The organism is Streptomyces sp. BRA346 (assembly GCF_052851135.1).
The window spans coordinates 41,216-58,254 of sequence record NZ_JAIWIH010000004.1 but is presented as its reverse complement, the minus strand read 5'-3'; the positions used below and the strand labels follow the sequence as shown (position 1 = coordinate 58,254).

General features: G+C 72.2%; 19 protein-coding genes. 13 read left to right on the top strand and 6 right to left on the bottom strand.

Annotation, left to right across the window (positions count from 1 at the left end):
* Positions 1-5 precede the first annotated feature (5 nt).
* Positions 6-1,730 carry an MFS transporter gene (locus LCH29_RS05935; RefSeq protein ID WP_446460623.1) on the bottom strand — a complete coding sequence of 575 codons (1,725 nt, stop codon included), beginning with the start codon at positions 1,728-1,730 and terminating at the stop codon, positions 6-8.
* 393 nt (positions 1,731-2,123) lie between these two features.
* Here LCH29_RS05935 and LCH29_RS05930 point away from each other — a divergent pair, with 393 nt between their 5' ends.
* The gene (locus LCH29_RS05930) at positions 2,124-3,308 is read left to right on the top strand and encodes a hypothetical protein (RefSeq protein ID WP_446460622.1); all 1,185 of its coding nucleotides are present in this window, start codon (positions 2,124-2,126) and stop codon (positions 3,306-3,308) included.
* Positions 3,309-3,621: 313 nt separating this feature from the next.
* Positions 3,622-4,668, top strand: a complete 1,047-nt coding sequence (locus LCH29_RS05925; protein WP_446460621.1) for a phosphatase PAP2 family protein — start codon at positions 3,622-3,624, stop codon at positions 4,666-4,668.
* A 163-nt stretch (positions 4,669-4,831) separates the two neighbouring features.
* On the opposite strand, the gene LCH29_RS05920 is transcribed toward LCH29_RS05925, so the two are convergent.
* Positions 4,832-5,047, bottom strand: a complete 216-nt coding sequence (locus LCH29_RS05920) for an I78 family peptidase inhibitor (protein ID WP_446460620.1) — start codon at positions 5,045-5,047, stop codon at positions 4,832-4,834.
* A 417-nt stretch (positions 5,048-5,464) separates the two neighbouring features.
* On the opposite strand from LCH29_RS05920, the gene LCH29_RS05915 reads away from it, so the two are divergent.
* The 9 genes from LCH29_RS05915 (at position 5,465) to ctaD (ending at position 10,796) form a co-directional block, all read left to right on the top strand.
* The gene (locus LCH29_RS05915) at positions 5,465-5,767 is read left to right on the top strand and encodes a gas vesicle protein GvpO (RefSeq protein ID WP_446460619.1); all 303 of its coding nucleotides are present in this window, start codon (positions 5,465-5,467) and stop codon (positions 5,765-5,767) included.
* Between the two features lie 49 nt (positions 5,768-5,816).
* Positions 5,817-6,287, top strand: a complete 471-nt coding sequence (locus tag LCH29_RS05910; RefSeq protein WP_446460618.1) for a gas vesicle structural protein GvpA — start codon at positions 5,817-5,819, stop codon at positions 6,285-6,287.
* Positions 6,287-7,006: a GvpL/GvpF family gas vesicle protein gene (locus tag LCH29_RS05905; RefSeq protein ID WP_446460617.1), complete on the top strand. Its 720-nt coding sequence runs from the start codon at positions 6,287-6,289 to the stop codon at positions 7,004-7,006. Before LCH29_RS05910 ends, LCH29_RS05905 begins: the two co-directional genes overlap by 1 nt.
* A complete protein-coding gene (locus tag LCH29_RS05900) occupies positions 7,006-7,212 on the top strand; it encodes a gas vesicle protein GvpG (RefSeq protein ID WP_446460616.1) in 207 nt (68 codons plus the stop codon). Before LCH29_RS05905 ends, LCH29_RS05900 begins: the two co-directional genes overlap by 1 nt.
* Positions 7,191-7,568: a gas vesicle protein gene (locus LCH29_RS05895; protein ID WP_446460615.1), complete on the top strand. Its 378-nt coding sequence runs from the start codon at positions 7,191-7,193 to the stop codon at positions 7,566-7,568. Before LCH29_RS05900 ends, LCH29_RS05895 begins: the two co-directional genes overlap by 22 nt.
* Positions 7,565-8,449 (top strand): GvpL/GvpF family gas vesicle protein, encoded by an 885-nt coding sequence (locus LCH29_RS05890; protein ID WP_446460614.1) that lies wholly within the window; start codon positions 7,565-7,567, stop codon positions 8,447-8,449. The genes LCH29_RS05895 and LCH29_RS05890 overlap by 4 nt, the downstream gene beginning before the upstream one ends.
* Positions 8,446-8,670: a gas vesicle protein gene (locus tag LCH29_RS05885; RefSeq protein WP_446460613.1), complete on the top strand. Its 225-nt coding sequence runs from the start codon at positions 8,446-8,448 to the stop codon at positions 8,668-8,670. Before LCH29_RS05890 ends, LCH29_RS05885 begins: the two co-directional genes overlap by 4 nt.
* Positions 8,667-8,945 carry a gas vesicle protein K gene (locus LCH29_RS05880; protein WP_009719037.1) on the top strand — a complete coding sequence of 93 codons (279 nt, stop codon included), beginning with the start codon at positions 8,667-8,669 and terminating at the stop codon, positions 8,943-8,945. Before LCH29_RS05885 ends, LCH29_RS05880 begins: the two co-directional genes overlap by 4 nt.
* Before the next feature lie 117 nt (positions 8,946-9,062).
* Positions 9,063-10,796, top strand: a complete 1,734-nt coding sequence (ctaD, locus tag LCH29_RS05875) for an aa3-type cytochrome oxidase subunit I (RefSeq protein ID WP_446460612.1) — start codon at positions 9,063-9,065, stop codon at positions 10,794-10,796.
* On the opposite strand, the gene LCH29_RS05870 is transcribed toward ctaD, so the two are convergent.
* The 3 genes from LCH29_RS05870 to LCH29_RS05860 form a co-directional block, all read right to left on the bottom strand.
* A complete protein-coding gene (locus LCH29_RS05870; protein ID WP_446460611.1) occupies positions 10,765-11,721 on the bottom strand; it encodes a helix-turn-helix transcriptional regulator in 957 nt (318 codons plus the stop codon). The genes ctaD and LCH29_RS05870 overlap by 32 nt on opposite strands.
* A gap of 79 nt (positions 11,722-11,800) precedes the next feature.
* Positions 11,801-12,661: a hypothetical protein gene (locus LCH29_RS05865; protein WP_446460610.1), complete on the bottom strand. Its 861-nt coding sequence runs from the start codon at positions 12,659-12,661 to the stop codon at positions 11,801-11,803.
* Between the two features lie 56 nt (positions 12,662-12,717).
* Positions 12,718-13,956 (bottom strand): glycosyltransferase family 4 protein, encoded by a 1,239-nt coding sequence (locus LCH29_RS05860; protein ID WP_446460609.1) that lies wholly within the window; start codon positions 13,954-13,956, stop codon positions 12,718-12,720.
* A 222-nt stretch (positions 13,957-14,178) separates the two neighbouring features.
* Between LCH29_RS05860 and LCH29_RS05855 the strand changes: the two genes are divergently transcribed.
* Positions 14,179-15,072 (top strand): hypothetical protein, encoded by an 894-nt coding sequence (locus tag LCH29_RS05855; RefSeq protein ID WP_446460608.1) that lies wholly within the window; start codon positions 14,179-14,181, stop codon positions 15,070-15,072.
* 61 nt (positions 15,073-15,133) lie between these two features.
* Positions 15,134-15,499, top strand: a complete 366-nt coding sequence (locus tag LCH29_RS05850) for a hypothetical protein (protein WP_385442191.1) — start codon at positions 15,134-15,136, stop codon at positions 15,497-15,499.
* Positions 15,500-15,549: 50 nt separating this feature from the next.
* Here the strand turns inward: LCH29_RS05850 and der are convergent, their stop codons facing one another.
* Positions 15,550-17,013, bottom strand: coding sequence for a ribosome biogenesis GTPase Der (gene der / locus LCH29_RS05845; RefSeq protein WP_446460607.1), 1,464 nt, complete (start codon positions 17,011-17,013; stop codon positions 15,550-15,552).
* Positions 17,014-17,039: the final 26 nt, after the last annotated feature.

The following is a 17,039-nucleotide window of genomic DNA, read 5'->3' as shown; positions in this document are numbered from 1 at the left end:
CGGGGTCAGCTCCGGGACTCGGCGCCGACGACGGCGGCCGGGTCGCGGCGCGGCGGGGTGTCCGCGATCTCCGCGGCATCAGCGGCGTCCGGGGCCTCCGCGGTGCAGGGAGCGTCCGCGGCCCCGGCGGGACACGTGCCGTCCGCGTCGTCCTCGTCGGCGGGCGCGCACTCCATGGTCTTCGGCAGCCGCAGCGCGGCCAGCGCGCCCATCAGCAGCAGACCGGCGCTGACCGCGAGCGTCACGTGCAGTCCGTGGACGAAGGACGCGCGGGCCGCGGCCATCAACGCGGCCCCGGACTTCCCGCCGAGCTGGGCGGAGACCTCGTACGCCGCGCCCAGCGACTGGCTCGCGTCGGCGCTGGCCTTGCCGGGCACCCCGGACACCGAGGAGACGCCCGGCTTGTAGGCGGCGTTCATGACGCTGCCCAGGAGGGCTATGCCGATCCCGGCGCCGAGCTGGTAGGAGGTCTCGCCGATGGCGGCGGCGCCGCCCGCCGACTTGGCGGAAGCCTCGTTGAGCATGGACTCGTACGCGCTGAACAGCGTGGTCTCCAGGCCGAAGCCGAGGACGACGAAGCCGCCCACGAGCACCGCGGGCTGGTCGGACTGGCCCATGGTGATGAGCGACAGCACACCGGCGGCGGTGAGCACGAAGCCGAGCCCCACCATCGTGCGGGGGCCGAGCCGCTGGAGCATCCGGGAGCCGACGAGCCCGGCGCCCATGGCGGCGAAGGTGAGGGGCAGCAGCCTCAGCCCGGTCTCCAGCGGGGTGAGCCCGAGGACGAGCTGAAGGTACTGCGCGGCTATCAGCTCCAGGCCGACGAGCGCGAGCAGGGCGACCACGATGCAGCCGACGGAGATCGAGAAGGCGGGCCGGGCGAACAGCTTGAGGTCGACCAGCGGATGCGTACGGCGCCGCTGGCGGCGGACGAAGAGCACCAGCACCACCAGCCCGACCAGCACCGGGGCGGCGGTGAGGGCGTCCAGCAGCCCCGAGCCGCTGCCCATCCGCTTCACGCCGAAGACGAGGCAGAACAGCCCGCCGGCGGCCATGAGCGCGCCCAGCACGTCCCAGGGGCCGTCCCGGTCACCGGTGGACTCCGGCAGCAGCCAGCGGCCGACGGGCAGCGCCACGACCATCAGCGGGAGGTTGACCAGGAAGACCGAGCCCCACCAGAAGTTCTCGACCAGGAAGCCGCCGAGCAGCGGGCCGACCGCCGCGCCGACCGCCGCGACCGCGCTCCAGATGCCGATGGCCAGGGCCCGTTCCCGGCGGTCCGGGAAGACCTGGCGCAGGATCGACAGCGTCGCGGGCATGATCATCGCGCCGCCGACGCCCAGCAGGGCACGGGCCACGATGAGGATCTGGGGGGTGGCGGCGAAGGCGGCGAGCGCCGAGGCGGCGCCGAAGAAGGCATAGCCGAGCAGCAGTACCCGGCGGCGGCCGACCCGGTCGCCGAGGGTGCCGAAGAGGATCAGCAGCGAGGCGCAGACCAGCGGGTACGCGTCCACGATCCACAGCAGCTCGATCGCACCGGGCCGCAGGTCCTCGGTCACGGCCGGAACCGCGACGTGCAGCACGGTCGCGTCCACGGCGACGAGCAGCAGGCTGACGCAGAGCACGAGGAGGACGACCCAGCGGTTCGCGCCGCCGCCCGCCTCGGTACCGAGCCATTGCCGGGGAACGGCCGCCGTCCGCCGAGTGCGGGCCGTGGTCGTCCCGGACATGTACGCACCTCCCTGGTCTTGCGCTCGCGTCGCGCCGGGACGGGACGAACGTCACTTCGTAGGGACGTCCGGCGGCCCGGCAGCGAAGGCACGAGTGGAGAGGTCAGGGTACGCGAGTCGCCGCGCGAGGCGTGTGCCGCAGGTCATGTTATGGGCATCGCCGCAGGCCAGGGCGGTGGAGTACGTTCCGCGGTTCCCCTTTTGTGCCCTGTCCGTCCGCCGTCCTCCCCTTGTCGCTTCCTCGTCCGTTCTCGTCCGTTCCTCGTACGTCTCCCGTACGCCGTCAGGCCGCCGGTCGGCCCCCGACCGTCCTCCCCCCGTCCGTCGGCTGTTCGTCCGCCGGTTGTCCACAGGCCCGGGCGGGCCCCGGCAACATCCTCGATAATCGTCGCCGTGACTGATCTTGCCCAAGCCGACACCGCGCCGCCCGGCGCCGGGCGGCCGGGCGGCGTGGTGCTCGCCGCGCTGCGCCGGGCCGCCCCGGCGCTGCTGCTGTATGCCGGGACGCGCGTGCTCGGACTCGTGGTTCTCGCGGTCTGGGGGGCGGCTGCGGGCAAGAGTGCGCACCAGCTCCTCTCGGCCCGCTGGGACTCGCTCTGGTACTCCCGCATCGCCGAGGAGGGATACGGCTACACGATCCATCTGGCCGATGGGTCGGTCCACTCCAACCTGGCGTTCTTCCCGATGCTCCCCTGGCTGGAGCGCGGCATATCGACCGTGACGCCGCTGAGCGTGCCGGACGCGGGGCTGGCCGTGAGTTCGATCACCTCGCTGCTGGCCGCGTGGGGAATCTTCGCGGTCGGCGACCTGGTGTACGGGCGCCGGGTGGGGATCACGCTGGCGGTGCTGTGGGGCGTGCTGCCGGTCGGGATCGTGCAGTCGATGGCGTATTCGGAGTCGCTCTTCACGGCGCTGGCCGCCTGGTCGGTGTATGCGGTGCTGACCCGGCGCTGGGTGTGGGCGGGGGTCCTCGCGGCGCTCGCGGGGCTCACCCGGCCGGTGGGGGCGGCGGTGGTCGCCGCGGTGTGGATCACGGCGGCGGTGGAGTTGCTGCCCGGCGGGCGGTGGCGCCAAGTGCTGCGTACGGATTGGCGTGTGCCGCTCGGGATGGCGATCGCGCCGCTGGGCTGGCTGGGCTATGTGACCTGGGTGGCGGTGCGAACCGACAGCCTCACCGGCTACTTCGACGTCCAGAACGGCTGGGGGAACGGGTTCGACGGTGGGCTGGCCTTCGCGGCCTTCATCGGCGGGCTGTTGGTGCAGCCGCCGTTCGTGGCCGGAATCGCGCTGCTCCTCGCCGTGGTCGCACTGTTCTGGCTGTATGTGTGCTGCGTACGGCAGAGCCAGCCGCTGCCGCTGCTGGTGTACGGCGGCGCGGTGCTCGTCCTCGCGCTGGCCGCCAAGGGGTACTTCGGCTCGAAGCCGCGGCTGCTCATACCCGCCTTCCCGGTGCTGCTCCCGCTCGCGATCGCCCTGGCCCGGCTGCGTCCGGCGCGCACCGCGCTGATCCTGGGCTCGGCGGGGCTGGCCTCCGCGGCGTACGCGGCATGGTGGCTGCACGGCTCGGGACCGCCGTGATCCGGCCACCCGGTCCGGCCGTCCGGCGGCCCGCCGGACGCGGTGGCGGGAGCCCGCCTGTCGCCCCGGCGACGCACCGGGAAACAGTGAGGAACGCCACGGCCAATCGCCGATAAACACCCCTGTAAGAATTCCATAAAGAGATCGCTCTTCGCTGATAGGAAGGCCAGCGCACAAATGTGCCGGGGCCTCGTGCATTCCTCGGAAAGGGGCGGCCAAAAGCAGCCCGACGAGACACACCCCACATCACATCGTCATCACAAAGCGACCTGATCGACTGAACCCCCCTGTCACGCAATGTAACGTCGATTAGGTGCGTACCGAAGACAAGCTCCTCAAGGAGGAGCGACCTACCGATCTCGCGCGGCGCGATCCCGCGCGACCGCGGATGACCCGAACACGCTTCTGGCTGCTCGGAACCACCCTCGCGGTCTATGCCGCGACCGTGATCGGCGTGCTCACCACCTCGTGGCTGGTGAGGTTCGACTGGCAGGTCATGCTCTTCCGGCCCTACAAGCAGTGGCCGGAGTACCACATGTTCCTGGACTACTTCGTCGTGATGGGCCAGCGCGGACCCACCGCGGTGGCGGTCGCCGCCTGGCTGGGGTGGTGCTGCTACAAGCAGCGCACCCTGCGCCCGGGGCTGGTGCTGGGCACCTCGCTGCTGCTGCTCAACGCCACCGTGGGCGCCGTGAAGATCGGCTTCGGCCGACTCGGTCCGCACTACGCGACGAGCGTCGGCGCCAGTGAGATGTGGAAGACCGGCGATATATTTCCTTCGGGTCACACCGCGAACGCGGTGGTCACCTGGGGTGTGCTGGCCTATCTGGCGACCACTCCCCTGGCCCGCAGGATCGCCTCGCTGATCGCCGCGGGCTTCGCCTTCGGCGTCGGTATGACGACCGTCTACCTCGGCACCCACTGGCTGAGCGACGTGGTGCTCGGCTGGGCCGCCGGAGTGCTGGTCCTGCTGGCCCTGCCGTGGCTGGAGCCGGCGATGGCCCGTGCCGAGGTGCTGCTGCTGGGCCTGTACCGGCGGATCCGCGACGGCCGGGCGGCGGCGCCCGTGCCGCCCGCGCGGCCGGTCGCCGGCCCCGCCCTGGCCACCCCGCGGGCCGCGCGCGACGACGAGCCCCCGGTCCGCGAGCCGGTGAGCGTGGTCGGCCGCCCGGGTACCACCGGGCGGGTGCCCGAGGCGCGGCCGCACCACGCGGGGCGGCAGCACACGGTCCGCTCCGAGCGCACCCCGGTCACCCCGGTCGGCAGCCGCCGTCCGCCGCACGCCGACCGGGTGCCGCGCACCACGACCCCGTTCGGCCCGTCGGCCGGGCGCGGGCGCACCACCGCCACCGGCGGCTAGCCGCCCCGCCACACCACGGGCCGGTACGCACACCCCCGCGGCCCGCGGCGCAGCGGCGAGCAGATCCGCGGACGAAGGCCCCGGAGGCTCCTGAGGGAGCTTCCGGGGCCTTCGTCATGCCCGCCGTGGGCCCGTCGGGGCGCGCGGCGTCGGCGGCGGGCCGTCAGCCGCGCCAGCAGCGCCGTACGGCGTCGTCGGCGACCTCGAAGTTGATGCGGCCGTACAGGTACTCCATCGTGATGATCGCGCCCGGCGGAAGCGCCCGTACGGTGGTCCAGCCGCGCTCGCGCGCCCGGTCCTCGGCGGTCCGGGCGTCGAGCCCCACATAGCTGTCGAGGTCGTCGTCGGGTTCGGCCGGAAGGTTCGGTACAGGTCCCATGGCAGCCACCGTAGGCGTAGCCGAACGGGTGGCGCAGGCGGGAAAAGAACATGTTCCGGCGTGCTGTGGAGCACACCGACAACGCCTCATGCGACCCAGGTCCGCCATTCGTCACACTTGTGTCACAGAAAACACGCCCGGGTTTGTCGACGACTTTGTCACTCTTACGAGCCGCGTGTTGACGCCCCAAAGATGACGGAGAGTTTTCGTCGATATCCCCTGCCAAAGGCAGGGGTCTGGTATAGGCACGGGGCCGTCCATGACATGCCCTCCGGGGAATTCGACGGGCCGCGGGAATATGCCATCGCCGATCGGGCACCCGGGTTCCGGAGCGCACAATTCCGACACAAATCGGGGAATTCGAACCCCGAGGTTTACCCCGCCGGGGCCGCGGTACCCGGCGCCACCGAGGCGAACATGACAGACACATCCGATGGAACCCGCAAGAAGGCGGCGACCAGTGGCCCGAGCCCACTGGCGCTCCTGCGATCCGCCCGGGAACAGCTCGCCGAACTGACGGGCCTGTACCCCGAGTCGATGCCCCGCCTGGAGCAGACCGACGAGGGCTGGGTCCTGGACGTCGAGGTGGTGGAGCTGGCCCGGGTGCCGGAGACGATGAGCCTGATGGCCCTGTACGAGGTGACTCTCGACCCGGACGGCCAGCTCACCGGCTACCGCCGCATCCGCCGTTACGAGCGCGGGCGAAGTGACCGCGGCTGACCGGCAGGGGGAACGGCCGGCCCGGCCGGACACGAGAGGACACACACGCATGACCACGGTTGTTCCGGCGCAGCAGAGCAGGGGCGGGGGCGGCACCAGCGGCCTCTACGACGTCCTGGAACTCATCCTCGACCGCGGCCTGGTGATCGACGCGTTCATCCGCGTCTCCCTGGTCGGTATCGAGATCCTCAAGATCGACATCCGGGTTGTGGTGGCGAGCGTCGACACCTACCTCCGGTTCGCCGAGGCGTGCAACCGCCTCGACCTGGAGGCCGGGCCGAACAAGTCCCCCGGCATCCCCGAGATCCTCGACGGCGCCACCGAGGGCGCCGCCCGCAGCAAGACCAAGGGCGCGCTCAGCGGCGCCGGTGAGACCGTCTCCAAGGCCGCCCAGTCGGTGGCCGAGGCGATCCGGGGCGACGAGGAGCCCGAGCCGGAGGAAGCGCCCGCCCGCCCCCGCTCCCGGCGCCCGGCGGCCCGCAAGTCCACCTCCGGGTCGAGGAAGAGCGAGGAGAGCTGATGAGCACCTATGTGTACGGGATCGCCCGCGGCACCCTCCCGGACCTCGGCGACACCCTGCTCGGCATCGGCGACCCGCCGCTGCCGGTCCGCGCGCTCAACGAGGGCGAGCTGGCCGCGATCGTCAGCGACTGCCCGCCGGAGCTGAAGCCCCGGCGCCGCGACCTGCTGGCCCATCAGCACGTGCTGACCGAGGTGAGCGACAAGCGCTCCGTGCTGCCGATGCGGTTCGGCTCGGTCTCCGCCAGCGACGAGGACGTCCGTACAGTGCTGACCCAGCACGCCGACCGCTACGAGGACCAGCTCCAGCGGCTGGCCGACCGGGTGGAGTACAACGTCAAGGCGGTGCACGACGAGGACGCGGTGCTCCACCAAGTGCTCTCCGAGGAGCCGGAGTTGCGGCTGATGGCCGAGGCCAACCGGGCCGCGGGCGGCGGCACCTACGAGGAGCGGATGCGCTTCGGCGAGCTGGTGGCGAACGCGGTGCGGGCCCGTGAGGTGCGCGACGCGCGGATCGTGGAGGAGGCGCTGGCCCCCACCACCGAGGCGGCGCGCCCCGGCCCGGAGGGCGGCGGCTGGTTCCTGAGCCTGTCGGTGCTGCTGGCCAAGGACGGCGCCGAACCGCTGCTGGAGGCGGTCGCCGACCTGGAGAGCACCCACCCCTGGGTGAAGCTGCGGGTGAACGGCCCGCTGCCGCCCTACAGCTTCGTCGAATCCTGATGCTGCTGATCGGCTGGGTGCTCAGACAGGTGCTCGCCGCTGCGGAGCGCGAGTACTACGACCCGGCCGCGATCCAGCGCGAACTGATCGCCCTGGAGACGCGGCTGGACGACGGGGAGATCGACGAGGCGGAGTTCGAGCGGCAGGAGGACCTGCTGCTCGACCGGCTGGAGGAGGCGCAGCAATGGGCGAACGGGACCCTGTGACCACCGCGTACGGCTCCCCGTCGGCGTCGTACGGGTCGTCGGCGGCCTACGGTGCGCCCGGTCCGTCCGGGCTCGCCACCCGTGGTGATTCGGCCAATCTCGCCGACATCCTGGAGCGGGTGCTCGACAAGGGCGTGGTCATCGCGGGCGACATCCGTATCAATCTGCTCGACATCGAACTCCTCACGATCAAGCTGCGGCTCATCGTGGCCTCCGTCGACAAGGCCAAGGAGATGGGCATCGACTGGTGGGAGCACGACCCGTCGCTGTCGTCGCGCGCCCGCCGCGACCCGGCACCGGCGCCCGCACCGGCACCGCCGGTGGAGAACGGCACGAGCGAGGAGGCCGCCGGATGACCGACGCGACCGACGTGACCGACCCGACCGACGCGACCGACCCGACGGACACGACCGAAGCCACCGCGGCGACCACCGCGAGCGACCCGACCGCCGCGACCGGAACGCTGGAGTACGCGTACGCCGTCGTCCGCGAGGCCGACACTCCGCACGCCGCCCTGGAGCGGGTGCGCGGGGTCGCGGGCGAACCGGTGCGCGCCGTCCGCCATCTGGGGCTCGCCGTGCTGGCGGGCCCCGTACCGGCCGCCGACTTCGACGAGGGGCCGCTGCGCGAGCGGCTGGAGGACCTGACCTGGCTGGAGGGCGTCGCCCGCGCCCATCAGCAGGTGGTCGACGCGGCCGGGGCGGACACGTGCGTCATCCCGGTCCGGATGGCCACCGTCTGCCGCGGTGAGGAGGGGCTGCGGCGGCTGCTCGCCTCCGGCCGGGACCGGTTCGCGACGGCGCTGGACCGGCTGGAGGGCCGGGTGGAGTGGGGCGTCAAGGTGTACGCGGCGCCCGCCCCGCGGCCCGAGCCGTCCGCCGAGCCCTCGGCCGCCTCCTCGGGGCGCGACTATCTGCGCCGCCGTAGCGCCCAGCGGCGCGCCTCCGAGCAGGCTTACGGGCGTACGGAGGAGGGCGCGCGCCGGGTGCACGAGACGCTCGCCGCGCTCGCCGAGGGCGCCCGGCTGCATCCGCCGCAGGACGTCCGGCTGTCCGGGGAGGCGGACCGCAATGTGCTCAACGCGGCGTATCTGATTCCGCACGAGGAGAGCGAGGCGTTCGCGGAGCGGGTGGGCGAGCTGGCCGGGCGCGAGGCGGCGCTGCGGCTGGAGCTGACCGGCCCGTGGGCGCCGTACTCCTTCGTCGCCGCCGAGGGGAACGGAAGGGCCGAACCGTGACCACGAGCACGAGCCCGCTCGCCCACCGGCAGATCGCCCTGGTGGACCTGCTGGACCGGCTGCTCGCGGGCGGTGTGGTCATCACCGGCGACGTGACCCTGCGCATCGCCGACGTGGATCTCGTACGCATCGATCTGCGCGCGCTCATCAGCTCGGTGAACGAGAACGTGCCATCGCCCTGGGACGTGCCGCACGAACCGCGAGGACCGGAGGAACCGTGAGCCGGAAGCTGGAGCTGGACCAGGACACCGTCGAGCGCGATCTGATGAAGCTGGTGCTGACCGTCGTCGAGCTGCTGCGGCAGCTGATGGAGCGGCAGGCGCTGCGCCGGGTGGACCAGGGGGACCTGACGGAGGACCAGGAGGAGCGGATCGGGCAGACCCTGATGCTGCTGGAGGACCGCATGGGGACGCTGTGCGAGCGCTACGGCATCAAGGAGTCCGATCTCAACCTGGACCTCGGGCCGCTCGGCCCGCTGCTGCCTCCGAGAGAGTGACGCCGCCCCGAGAGTGGCACCCGGGACCGTGACACCCGGGGCATAACCTCGCGCATCACCACAAACAGGGCGATCATGGGCCGGAGCCGACCTCAGCGACCGCCTCAGGGAGCCCCGATGGTGACAGACACCGCGCGTCCCGCGGCAGGACCGACTGGACCGGCCGGGCGAGGGCGGCTGGCGCGCCGGGGCCGGGTGCTGGCCGACTGGCTGACCACCACCGACCACAAGAAGATCGGCCATCTCTATCTGATCTCCTCGTTCGGCTTCTTCCTGGTGGGCGGCGTGCTGGCGCTGGTGATGCGCGCCGAACTGGCCCGGCCCGGGATCCAGATCCTCTCCCAGGAGGCCTACAACCAGGCGTTCACCCTGCACGGCACGATCATGCTGCTGCTGTTCGCGACGCCCGCCTTCGCCGGGTTCGCCAACGAGATCATGCCGCTCCAGATCGGCGCGCCCGATGTCGCCTTCCCGCGCCTGAACATGCTGTCGTACTGGCTGTATGTGTTCGGCGGGCTGATCGTGGTCGCCGCCCTCATGCTGCCCGGGGGCGCCGCGGACTTCGGCTGGACCGCCTACGCCCCACTGAACAGCGCGGTCCGCTCCCCCGGCGTCGGCGCCGACATGTGGATCATGGGGCTGGCGCTCTCCGGTTTCGGCACCATCCTCGGCGCGGTGAACTTCGTGACGACCATCATCACGATGCGCGCCCCGGGGATGACGATGTTCCGGATGCCGATCTTCACCTGGAACACCCTCTTCACCTCGATCCTCATCCTGATGGCGTTCCCGGTGCTCGCGGCGGCGCTGCTGGTGCTGGAGGCGGACCGGCGGTACGGGGCGATGGTGTTCGACGCGGCCAACGGCGGGGCGCTGCTGTGGCAGCACCTGTTCTGGTTCTTCGGCCATCCCGAGGTCTACATCATCGCGCTGCCGTTCTTCGGCATCATCACCGAGATCATCCCGGTCTTCTCGCGCAAGCCCATCTTCGGCTATCTGACGCTGATCGGCGCGACGATGGCCATCACCGCCCTGTCGATGGTGGTCTGGGCGCACCACATGTTCGCCACCGGGGCGGTGCTGCTGCCCTTCTTCTCGCTGCTGTCCTTTCTGATCGCGGTGCCCACCGGGGTGAAGTTCTTCAACTGGATCGGCACCATGCAGGGCGGCTCGCTGTCCTTCGAGGCGCCCATGCTGTGGGCGGTCGGCTTCATGGTGAGCTTCCTGTTCGGGGGGCTGACCGGCGTCATCCTGGCCTCGCCGCCGCTGGACTTCCACGTCACGGACACGTACTTCGTCGTGGGCCACTTCCACTACGTGGTCTTCGGGACGGTGGTGTTCGCGATGTTCGCGGGCTTCTACTTCTGGTGGCCCAAGTTCACCGGGAAGCTGCTGGACGAGCGGCTGGCCCGGATCCACTTCTGGACGCTGTTCACCGGCTTCCACCTCACGTTCCTGGTGCAGCACTGGCTGGGCGCGGAGGGGATGCCGCGCCGCTACGCCGACTATCTGGCGGCGGACGGCTTCACGGCGCTGAACACGGTCTCCACGATCGGCGCCTTCCTGCTGGGCACCTCGACGCTGCCGTTCCTCTACAACGTCTGGAAGACGGCCCGGTACGGCACAAAGGTCGAGACGGACGACCCCTGGGGGTTCGGCCGCTCGCTGGAGTGGGCGACCTCCTGCCCGCCGCCCCGCCACAACTTCCTGACGCTGCCGCGGGTGCGCAGCGAGTCGCCCGCCTTCGATCTCCACCATCCCGAGGTGGCCATGGTCGAGCAGGAGCGGGACCAGCAGCTGAGGGGCGGCCGGGGGTCGATCAGCCCAGAGCGCGGTCCAGGCGGTCCCTGATCTCGCGGATGTGCTCGATGAGTTCGACCGGTTCGCGCACCTCGAAGTCGAACCCGGCCAGCACGATGTGGACCACCAGGACGTCGAGGCCGTGGGCACCGGTGTGCAGCAGACAGCTGTGCTCGTCGACGGCCTCCAGCACCCCCGCCGCGGGCGAGATGCGCTCCGCCGCCCGCTCGACGGGCACCCGCAGCAGGACGGTGGCCTGCTCGCGGTAGACGGCGCCCGACACGCCCCGGGCGACATACGCCGCGAGATCGTCGGCGGGCGGGCGGCGCGGGGTGAAGCGGGGGCCGTGCGGCGGGGTGGGGGTGATGCGGTCGACCCGGTACGTGCGCCAGTCGTCGCGGTCCACGTCCCAGGCGACCAGGTACCACCTGCGCCGGGCCACGACGAGGCGGAGCGGTTCCGCGGTGCGGCGGGTGACCGTACCGCCGTGGTCGCGGTAGGTGAAGCGCAGCGCTTGAGCGTCCCGGCAGGCGCTCGCCAGCTCGATCAGGACCGCCGGATCCACCGCGGGGCCCTGGACCGCGCCCGGCATCGGCACGGTGAACGAGCTCAGCGCGCTCACCCGGCGGCGCAGCCGGTCCGGCAGCACCTGTTCCAGTTTGGCGAGGGCGCGTACGGAGGTCTCCTCGATGCCCTCGACGCCGCCCGTGGCCTGGCGCAGCCCGACCGCGACCGCCACCGCCTCCTCGTCGTCCAGCAGCAGCGGCGGCAGCTGGGCGCCCGCGGAGAGCCGGTAGCCGCCCGCCGTGCCGGGGGCGGAGTGCACGGGGTAGCCCAGCTCGCGCAGCCGGTCGATGTCGCGGCGCACCGTGCGCGGGGTGACGCCGAGCCGGTCGGCGAGGTCCGCGCCGGACCATTCGCGGTGGGCCTGGAGCAGGGAGAGCAGACGGAGCAGCCGGGCCGAGGTCTCCAACATGGGGCCGAGTCTGCCAGCCCTTGAGGACAGATCACGTCCTCAAGGGCGTCACCGTACGGCCCGCGGCGTGCGGAGGCGCTCAGTCCGGGTCGGCGACCCGCACCGACAGATCGTTGTCGACGGTGTAGTACGGACCGACCGCGGCGGTGCCGTGCGGGGCGTCGACCGTCCGCACCGGGTAGGTGAAGATCTCCTTCTTGTCCGCGACGTCGTCGAGTATCCGGGCGAGCCGCACCGGGGCCGCCGTCCCGTCCGCCGGGCGCAGCCACAGGTCCCACAGATCCGCGCCGCCGCCCCAGCGCTCCGCGAGCCGCGCGTAGTCGAGGGTGAAGGAGAACGTGGCGCCGTCCGCCGTCACCGGCGCCGTGCACACCAGGCTCCGGTCCCGGCGGCAGCGGGCCTCGGCCACCGCGCCGTCCAGCCAGCCGGCCGGCTGCTCCACCCGGTACAGCCGCCCGCTGACGGCCATCGCGCCGTCCTCCAGCCGGAGCTCCCCGGCCTCGGCGTGCGGCACCCGGCGCCAGGTGCGCAGGCTGAGGTTGCCGTGCTTGGTGGCGTAGGGGATGCGGACGGACAGCGGCGAGGTGCTGGGGCCCGGCCTGCGGTCGACCAGCGAGCGCAGATCGTGCAGGCCGGGGGCGAGCCGCCGCGGCTCCTGCTCCCCGTACGCCACGAACACGTCCCAGCGGCCCTCGGGCAGGGCGACGGTGCCCGGCAGCGCGGCCTGCAACCGGCCGTCGGCGGTGGGGCCGAGCGGCAGCCGGACCTCGCCGTCGTCGGCGGGCCCGGAGCCGCGCCGCACCAGCACCAGCGCCCCGCTCCAGTCGTCGTAGCTCCCCGGCTCCGGGCGGACCCAGTCGGAGATGTGGAAGGTGAGTCCACCGGCGGAGTCCGCGACGCAGTCGGCGCGCGTCGCGGCGGTCTCGGTGGCTTCCCTCATGCTGTCCCCCTCCATGGGCCCGATGCGCTCGGCCGCTCTCGCGCTCACGGTTCCGCTCATGCCATTCGCACCCTTCGCATCGCCTCGGTCGTCGCCATCGCCCCGCCGACCAGCGAGCCGCGGGCCCGGTGCAGCGAGCCGCGCAGCCCGCCGCGCGCCGACAGGTCGGCGAAGAGGCTGTCGTAGCGGTCGGCCACCCGGGACGGGTCGAAGCGTGCGGAGTCCTTCAGGGCCGCCTGGCCCATCTGCTGGCGCAGTTCGTCGTTGTTGATGAGGTCCAGCAGCGCGGTGGCGATCGCGTTGGTGTCGCCGGTCGGGACGAGGCGGCCGTCCACGCCGTTGTCGATGATCTCGGCCGGGCCGTGCGGGCAGTCGGTGGCGACCACCGGGAGGCCGCAGCGCATCGCCTCCACGATGGTCATGCCGAACGACTCCAGGCTGGAGGTGACGGCCGCTATCGAACCCTTGGCCCACTCGGGGTCCAGGGGGTTGGCGGGGCCCATGAGGAAGACGTGGTTGTAGAGGCCGAGCTTGTCGATGAGGGCGCGCAGCTTGGCGCGCTGCTCGCCTCCGCCGTAGATCCGCAGCCGCCAGTCCGGGCGGGCCGCGCTGACCTTGGCGAACGCCCGTATGAGCAGGTCGTACCGTTTCACCGGGGCGAGCCGGCCCGCCGCGACGACCCATTTGCCGGTGCCGTCGGCCGGTTCCAGACCGGGCTCGGGGACGCTGTTGGGCACGGACTCGATCCGTACACCCGGCAGCCGCATCTCGGCGCGGTAGTCCTGGGCGTCGGCCTCGGTCACGGTCGTCACCGCGTCCAGCCGGGGGTAGAAGCCGCGCAGGGTGCGCTTCAGCCCCTTGGAGTGGGTGCTGAGCGTCAGATGCTCCTGCCCGACCCGGACCGGGCCGCGGCGCGCCTCCCGGGCGATGTGCACATTGAGGCCCGGGCGGGTCCCGACCACCACATCCGCCCGGAGCCGCCGCAGATGCTCGCCGATCCGGCGGTCGGTCAGCTCGCTGTACTGCTTGTACCGGCCCTCGGTGACCGGGAAGACCTTCGCGGGCCGCGCGTACGCGGGGTCGTCGCCCTCGTAACCGGGGCTGTTCTTACGGATGTCGACGAGATGGCTGATCCGCACGTTCGGACCGGGGTCGAAGATCGGCTGATCCCGGTGGCGGAACACCGAGACGATCTCCACGTCATGTTGCTCGCCCAGGGTGCGGGCAAGGTTGTACGTGGTCCGGATCGTCCCGCCGATCCCGTACGCGTTGTGAATCAGGAATGAGATGTGCATCCGTCCCGTATCCCACCGTTTTTGTGCGGACGGGGGTCTCGTCCGCCTACCACGAGGTAAGACCCCGAAAGGGGTTGTCGGGTTGGGTTCCATCACTGTCTTGTTCCCCAACAGATAGGAAATCGGTAGCCAATTCAGGGAACTTCCGGGGGAACTGACGCATCAGAGGTGCGGCGGGCTTCAGGCCGCGTGACCCCCGCCGTGGATGGCCGTTGTCTACGTATGAGCCGGGGACCGCCCGGCCCACGGACCGAGACCGAGGAGCCACCCGTGCCGCGCATGCTCGACGTCAGCGATGACGTACGCGCCGAGATCGGCGACGAAGAAGCCGACCGGCTGCTCGCCGGTGACAACGCCCCGGGCGCCTACGACTGCACGTCCTGCCGCACCCCCGGCAACTCCGACCAGGAGCGCACCAGCACGGTGCTGTTCGTGGGGCAGGAGACCGCCGTGCTCGCGTTCGCGCACGCCACCTGCGTTCCCTCCCAGGTCGTCCCGGTCTCCGAGGAGCAGCTGGCCGGTGCGGTCCGGTCCATCACCGCCGAGGAATCCGCGCCGTACGGGGCCGAGCCACCGCCGCCCGCGCAGCCCGCCCCCGCCTACTCCGCCCCCGCCGCCCACGCCTACTCCGCCCCGCCGCCGCAGCAGGCGGTGCTCGGCGTCACCAGCGGGGTGGTGCTGGTGGGCGGGGAGCAGCGCCCGGCGCTGGTCGTCGAGCCGACCGGGCCGATCACCCGGCCCGGCGCGACCGGGCACGGCGACGACTTCCTCCCGCTCCTCACCGAGCAGGGCTTCCTGCCCGTGGTCGACCTCGGCCGGCCGCCGGTGGCCATCCCCGGCTGGTCGGTGCTGCTCGCCATGGGACAGCTGCACGCGGTGCTGATGCCCGCGGCGGGCGGCGGCTCCCCGGTGGCCTGGTGGCAGGCGCACAGCCCGATGCCGCTCAGCGAGGGCTGGCGCAGCGCGGTGGGCCGCTCCCAGCAGGTCCTGGTGTACGCGGCGGCGGCGGGCACGATCGGCACCCAGCCGCGGGAGGACCAGCTGCGCGCCGCCCTGGACCGGGCCGCGGCGCGCGGCGCGCTGGTCGGCGCCTCGATGCCGCTCGCGGGCACCTGATCCGGTGACCCACCCCGTCCCGGGCTGCCGCTGCCTGACCCAAGCGGCCCATTCGCCGCCCATGCCGCATCCCCTGGGCGGCCTGGTCGTTGGCACATACGTGCACGGATACGACCTCCCCTACCGCTCCCCCTCGTACGCCCACATCCCGGCCATGCGCCCGGCGCTGGAGGCGTCGCCCGACCCGTGGCGGCACTCCGCGACGCCGATCTACGACGCGCTGTACGCGGAGTACCGGCGGCTGTTCCGGGCGTTGCCCGGCGACCGGTCGGACGAGGAGGATCTGGGGTTCGTCGCGTTCAGCGCCATCGGCCAGCCCCGCGGCCTGACCAGCGGCGGCCACGGCGGGGCCTGGGACACCGGCGGGCTGTACTACCGCACGTACCTCCCCGCGCTGCCGCCCGGCCAGCGCGACGGGCGGTACTGAGCGCGAGCGTTGAAGGGGCGTCACCGGAAGCGACGGCGCCCCTTCAACGGTTACTTCTTGCGGCCGCGCTTCTCGCGCACCCGCACCGAGATCTGGATCGGGGTGCCCTCGAAGCCGAACTCCTCGCGCAGCCGCCGCTCGATGAAGCGGCGGTAGCCCGCCTCCAGGAAGCCCGAGGCGAAGAGGACGAACCGCGGCGGCCGGGTTCCGGCCTGGGTGCCGAACAGGATGCGGGGCTGCTTGCCGCCGCGGATCGGGTGCGGGTGGGAGGCGACGATCTCGCCGAGGAACGAGTTCAGCCGCCCGGTCGGCACCCGGGTCTCCCAGCCCGCCAGCGCCGTCTCGATCGCCGGGACGAGCTTCTCCATGTGACGGCCCGTGCGGGCCGAGACGTTGACCCGGGGCGCCCACTGGATCTGCCCCAGCTCGGTCTCGATCTCGCGCTCCAGGTAGTAGCGGCGCTCCTCGTCGAGGGTGTCCCACTTGTTGTACGCGATGACCAGCGCGCGCCCGGCTTCCACGGCCATCGTGACGATCCGCTGGTCCTGGACGCTGATGGGCTCGCTGGTGTCGATGAGGACGACCGCGACCTCGGCCTTCTCCACGGCGGCCGCGGTGCGCAGCGAGGCGTAGTAGTCGGCGCCCTCCTGGAGGTGGACGCGGCGGCGGATACCGGCGGTGTCCACGAACTTCCAGGTGATCCCGCCGAGTTCGATCAGCTCGTCCACCGGGTCGCGGGTGGTGCCCGCGATCTCGTTGACGACCACCCGCTCCTCGCCCGCCACCTTGTTGAGCAGCGAGGACTTGCCGACGTTCGGGCGGCCGATGAGCGCGATGCGGCGCGGGCCGCCGAGCGTGGCCCCGAAGGTCTGGGCCGGGGCCTCGGGCAGCGCCTCCAGCACCGCGTCGAGCATGTCGCCGGTGCCGCGGCCGTGGAGGGCGGAGACCGGGTGCGGCTCGCCGAGGCCGAGCGACCACAGCATCGCCGCGTCCGCCTCGCCGCTCGGGCCGTCGACCTTGTTGGCGCACAGCACGACCGGCTTCCCGGCCCGGCGCAGCAGCTTGACGACGGCCTCGTCGGTGTCGGTCGAGCCGACCGTGGCGTCCACCACGAAGACCACCGCGTCGGCGGCCTCGATGGCGAACTCGGCCTGGGCGGCCACGGACGCGTCGATGCCGAGCACGTCCTGTTCCCAGCCGCCGGTGTCGACCACCTTGAAGCGGCGGCCGGACCACTCGGCCTCGTAGGTGACCCGGTCGCGGGTGACGCCTGGCTTGTCCTCGACGACCGCCTCGCGGCGGCCGATCACCCGGTTCACCAGGGTCGACTTGCCGACGTTCGGGCGGCCGACGACGGCGAGCACCGGCAGCGGGCCGTGCCCCGCCGCGGCGAGGTCGCCCTCGACCTGTTCCAGGTCGAAGCCCTCCTGCGCGGCGAGCTCCATGAACTCCGCGTACTCGGCGTCGCCCAGCTCTCCGTGCTCGTCGCCGCCGCTGTGGATCTGGTCGTTCATGAAGTGATGTCCTCGTCGTCCCTCAG

What these genes read in the sequence shown, in the direction of transcription:
- LCH29_RS05850 (WP_385442191.1), top strand. Translation starts at nt 15,134, where the DNA reads ATGCCGCATCCCCTGGGCGGCCTGGTCGTTGGCACATACGTGCACGGA.
- LCH29_RS05935 (WP_446460623.1), bottom strand. Translation starts at nt 1,730, where the DNA reads ATGTCCGGGACGACCACGGCCCGCACTCGGCGGACGGCGGCCGTTCCC.
- LCH29_RS05920 (WP_446460620.1), bottom strand. Translation starts at nt 5,047, where the DNA reads ATGGGACCTGTACCGAACCTTCCGGCCGAACCCGACGACGACCTCGAC.
- LCH29_RS05910 (WP_446460618.1), top strand. Translation starts at nt 5,817, where the DNA reads ATGACCACGGTTGTTCCGGCGCAGCAGAGCAGGGGCGGGGGCGGCACC.
- LCH29_RS05905 (WP_446460617.1), top strand. Translation starts at nt 6,287, where the DNA reads ATGAGCACCTATGTGTACGGGATCGCCCGCGGCACCCTCCCGGACCTC.
- LCH29_RS05870 (WP_446460611.1), bottom strand. Translation starts at nt 11,721, where the DNA reads ATGTTGGAGACCTCGGCCCGGCTGCTCCGTCTGCTCTCCCTGCTCCAG.
- ctaD (WP_446460612.1), top strand. Translation starts at nt 9,063, where the DNA reads ATGGTGACAGACACCGCGCGTCCCGCGGCAGGACCGACTGGACCGGCC.
- der (WP_446460607.1), bottom strand. Translation starts at nt 17,013, where the DNA reads ATGAACGACCAGATCCACAGCGGCGGCGACGAGCACGGAGAGCTGGGC.
- LCH29_RS05855 (WP_446460608.1), top strand. Translation starts at nt 14,179, where the DNA reads ATGAGCCGGGGACCGCCCGGCCCACGGACCGAGACCGAGGAGCCACCC.
- LCH29_RS05900 (WP_446460616.1), top strand. Translation starts at nt 7,006, where the DNA reads ATGCTGCTGATCGGCTGGGTGCTCAGACAGGTGCTCGCCGCTGCGGAG.
- LCH29_RS05890 (WP_446460614.1), top strand. Translation starts at nt 7,565, where the DNA reads ATGACCGACGCGACCGACGTGACCGACCCGACCGACGCGACCGACCCG.
- LCH29_RS05915 (WP_446460619.1), top strand. Translation starts at nt 5,465, where the DNA reads ATGACAGACACATCCGATGGAACCCGCAAGAAGGCGGCGACCAGTGGC.
- LCH29_RS05865 (WP_446460610.1), bottom strand. Translation starts at nt 12,661, where the DNA reads ATGAGGGAAGCCACCGAGACCGCCGCGACGCGCGCCGACTGCGTCGCG.
- LCH29_RS05860 (WP_446460609.1), bottom strand. Translation starts at nt 13,956, where the DNA reads ATGCACATCTCATTCCTGATTCACAACGCGTACGGGATCGGCGGGACG.
- LCH29_RS05895 (WP_446460615.1), top strand. Translation starts at nt 7,191, where the DNA reads ATGGGCGAACGGGACCCTGTGACCACCGCGTACGGCTCCCCGTCGGCG.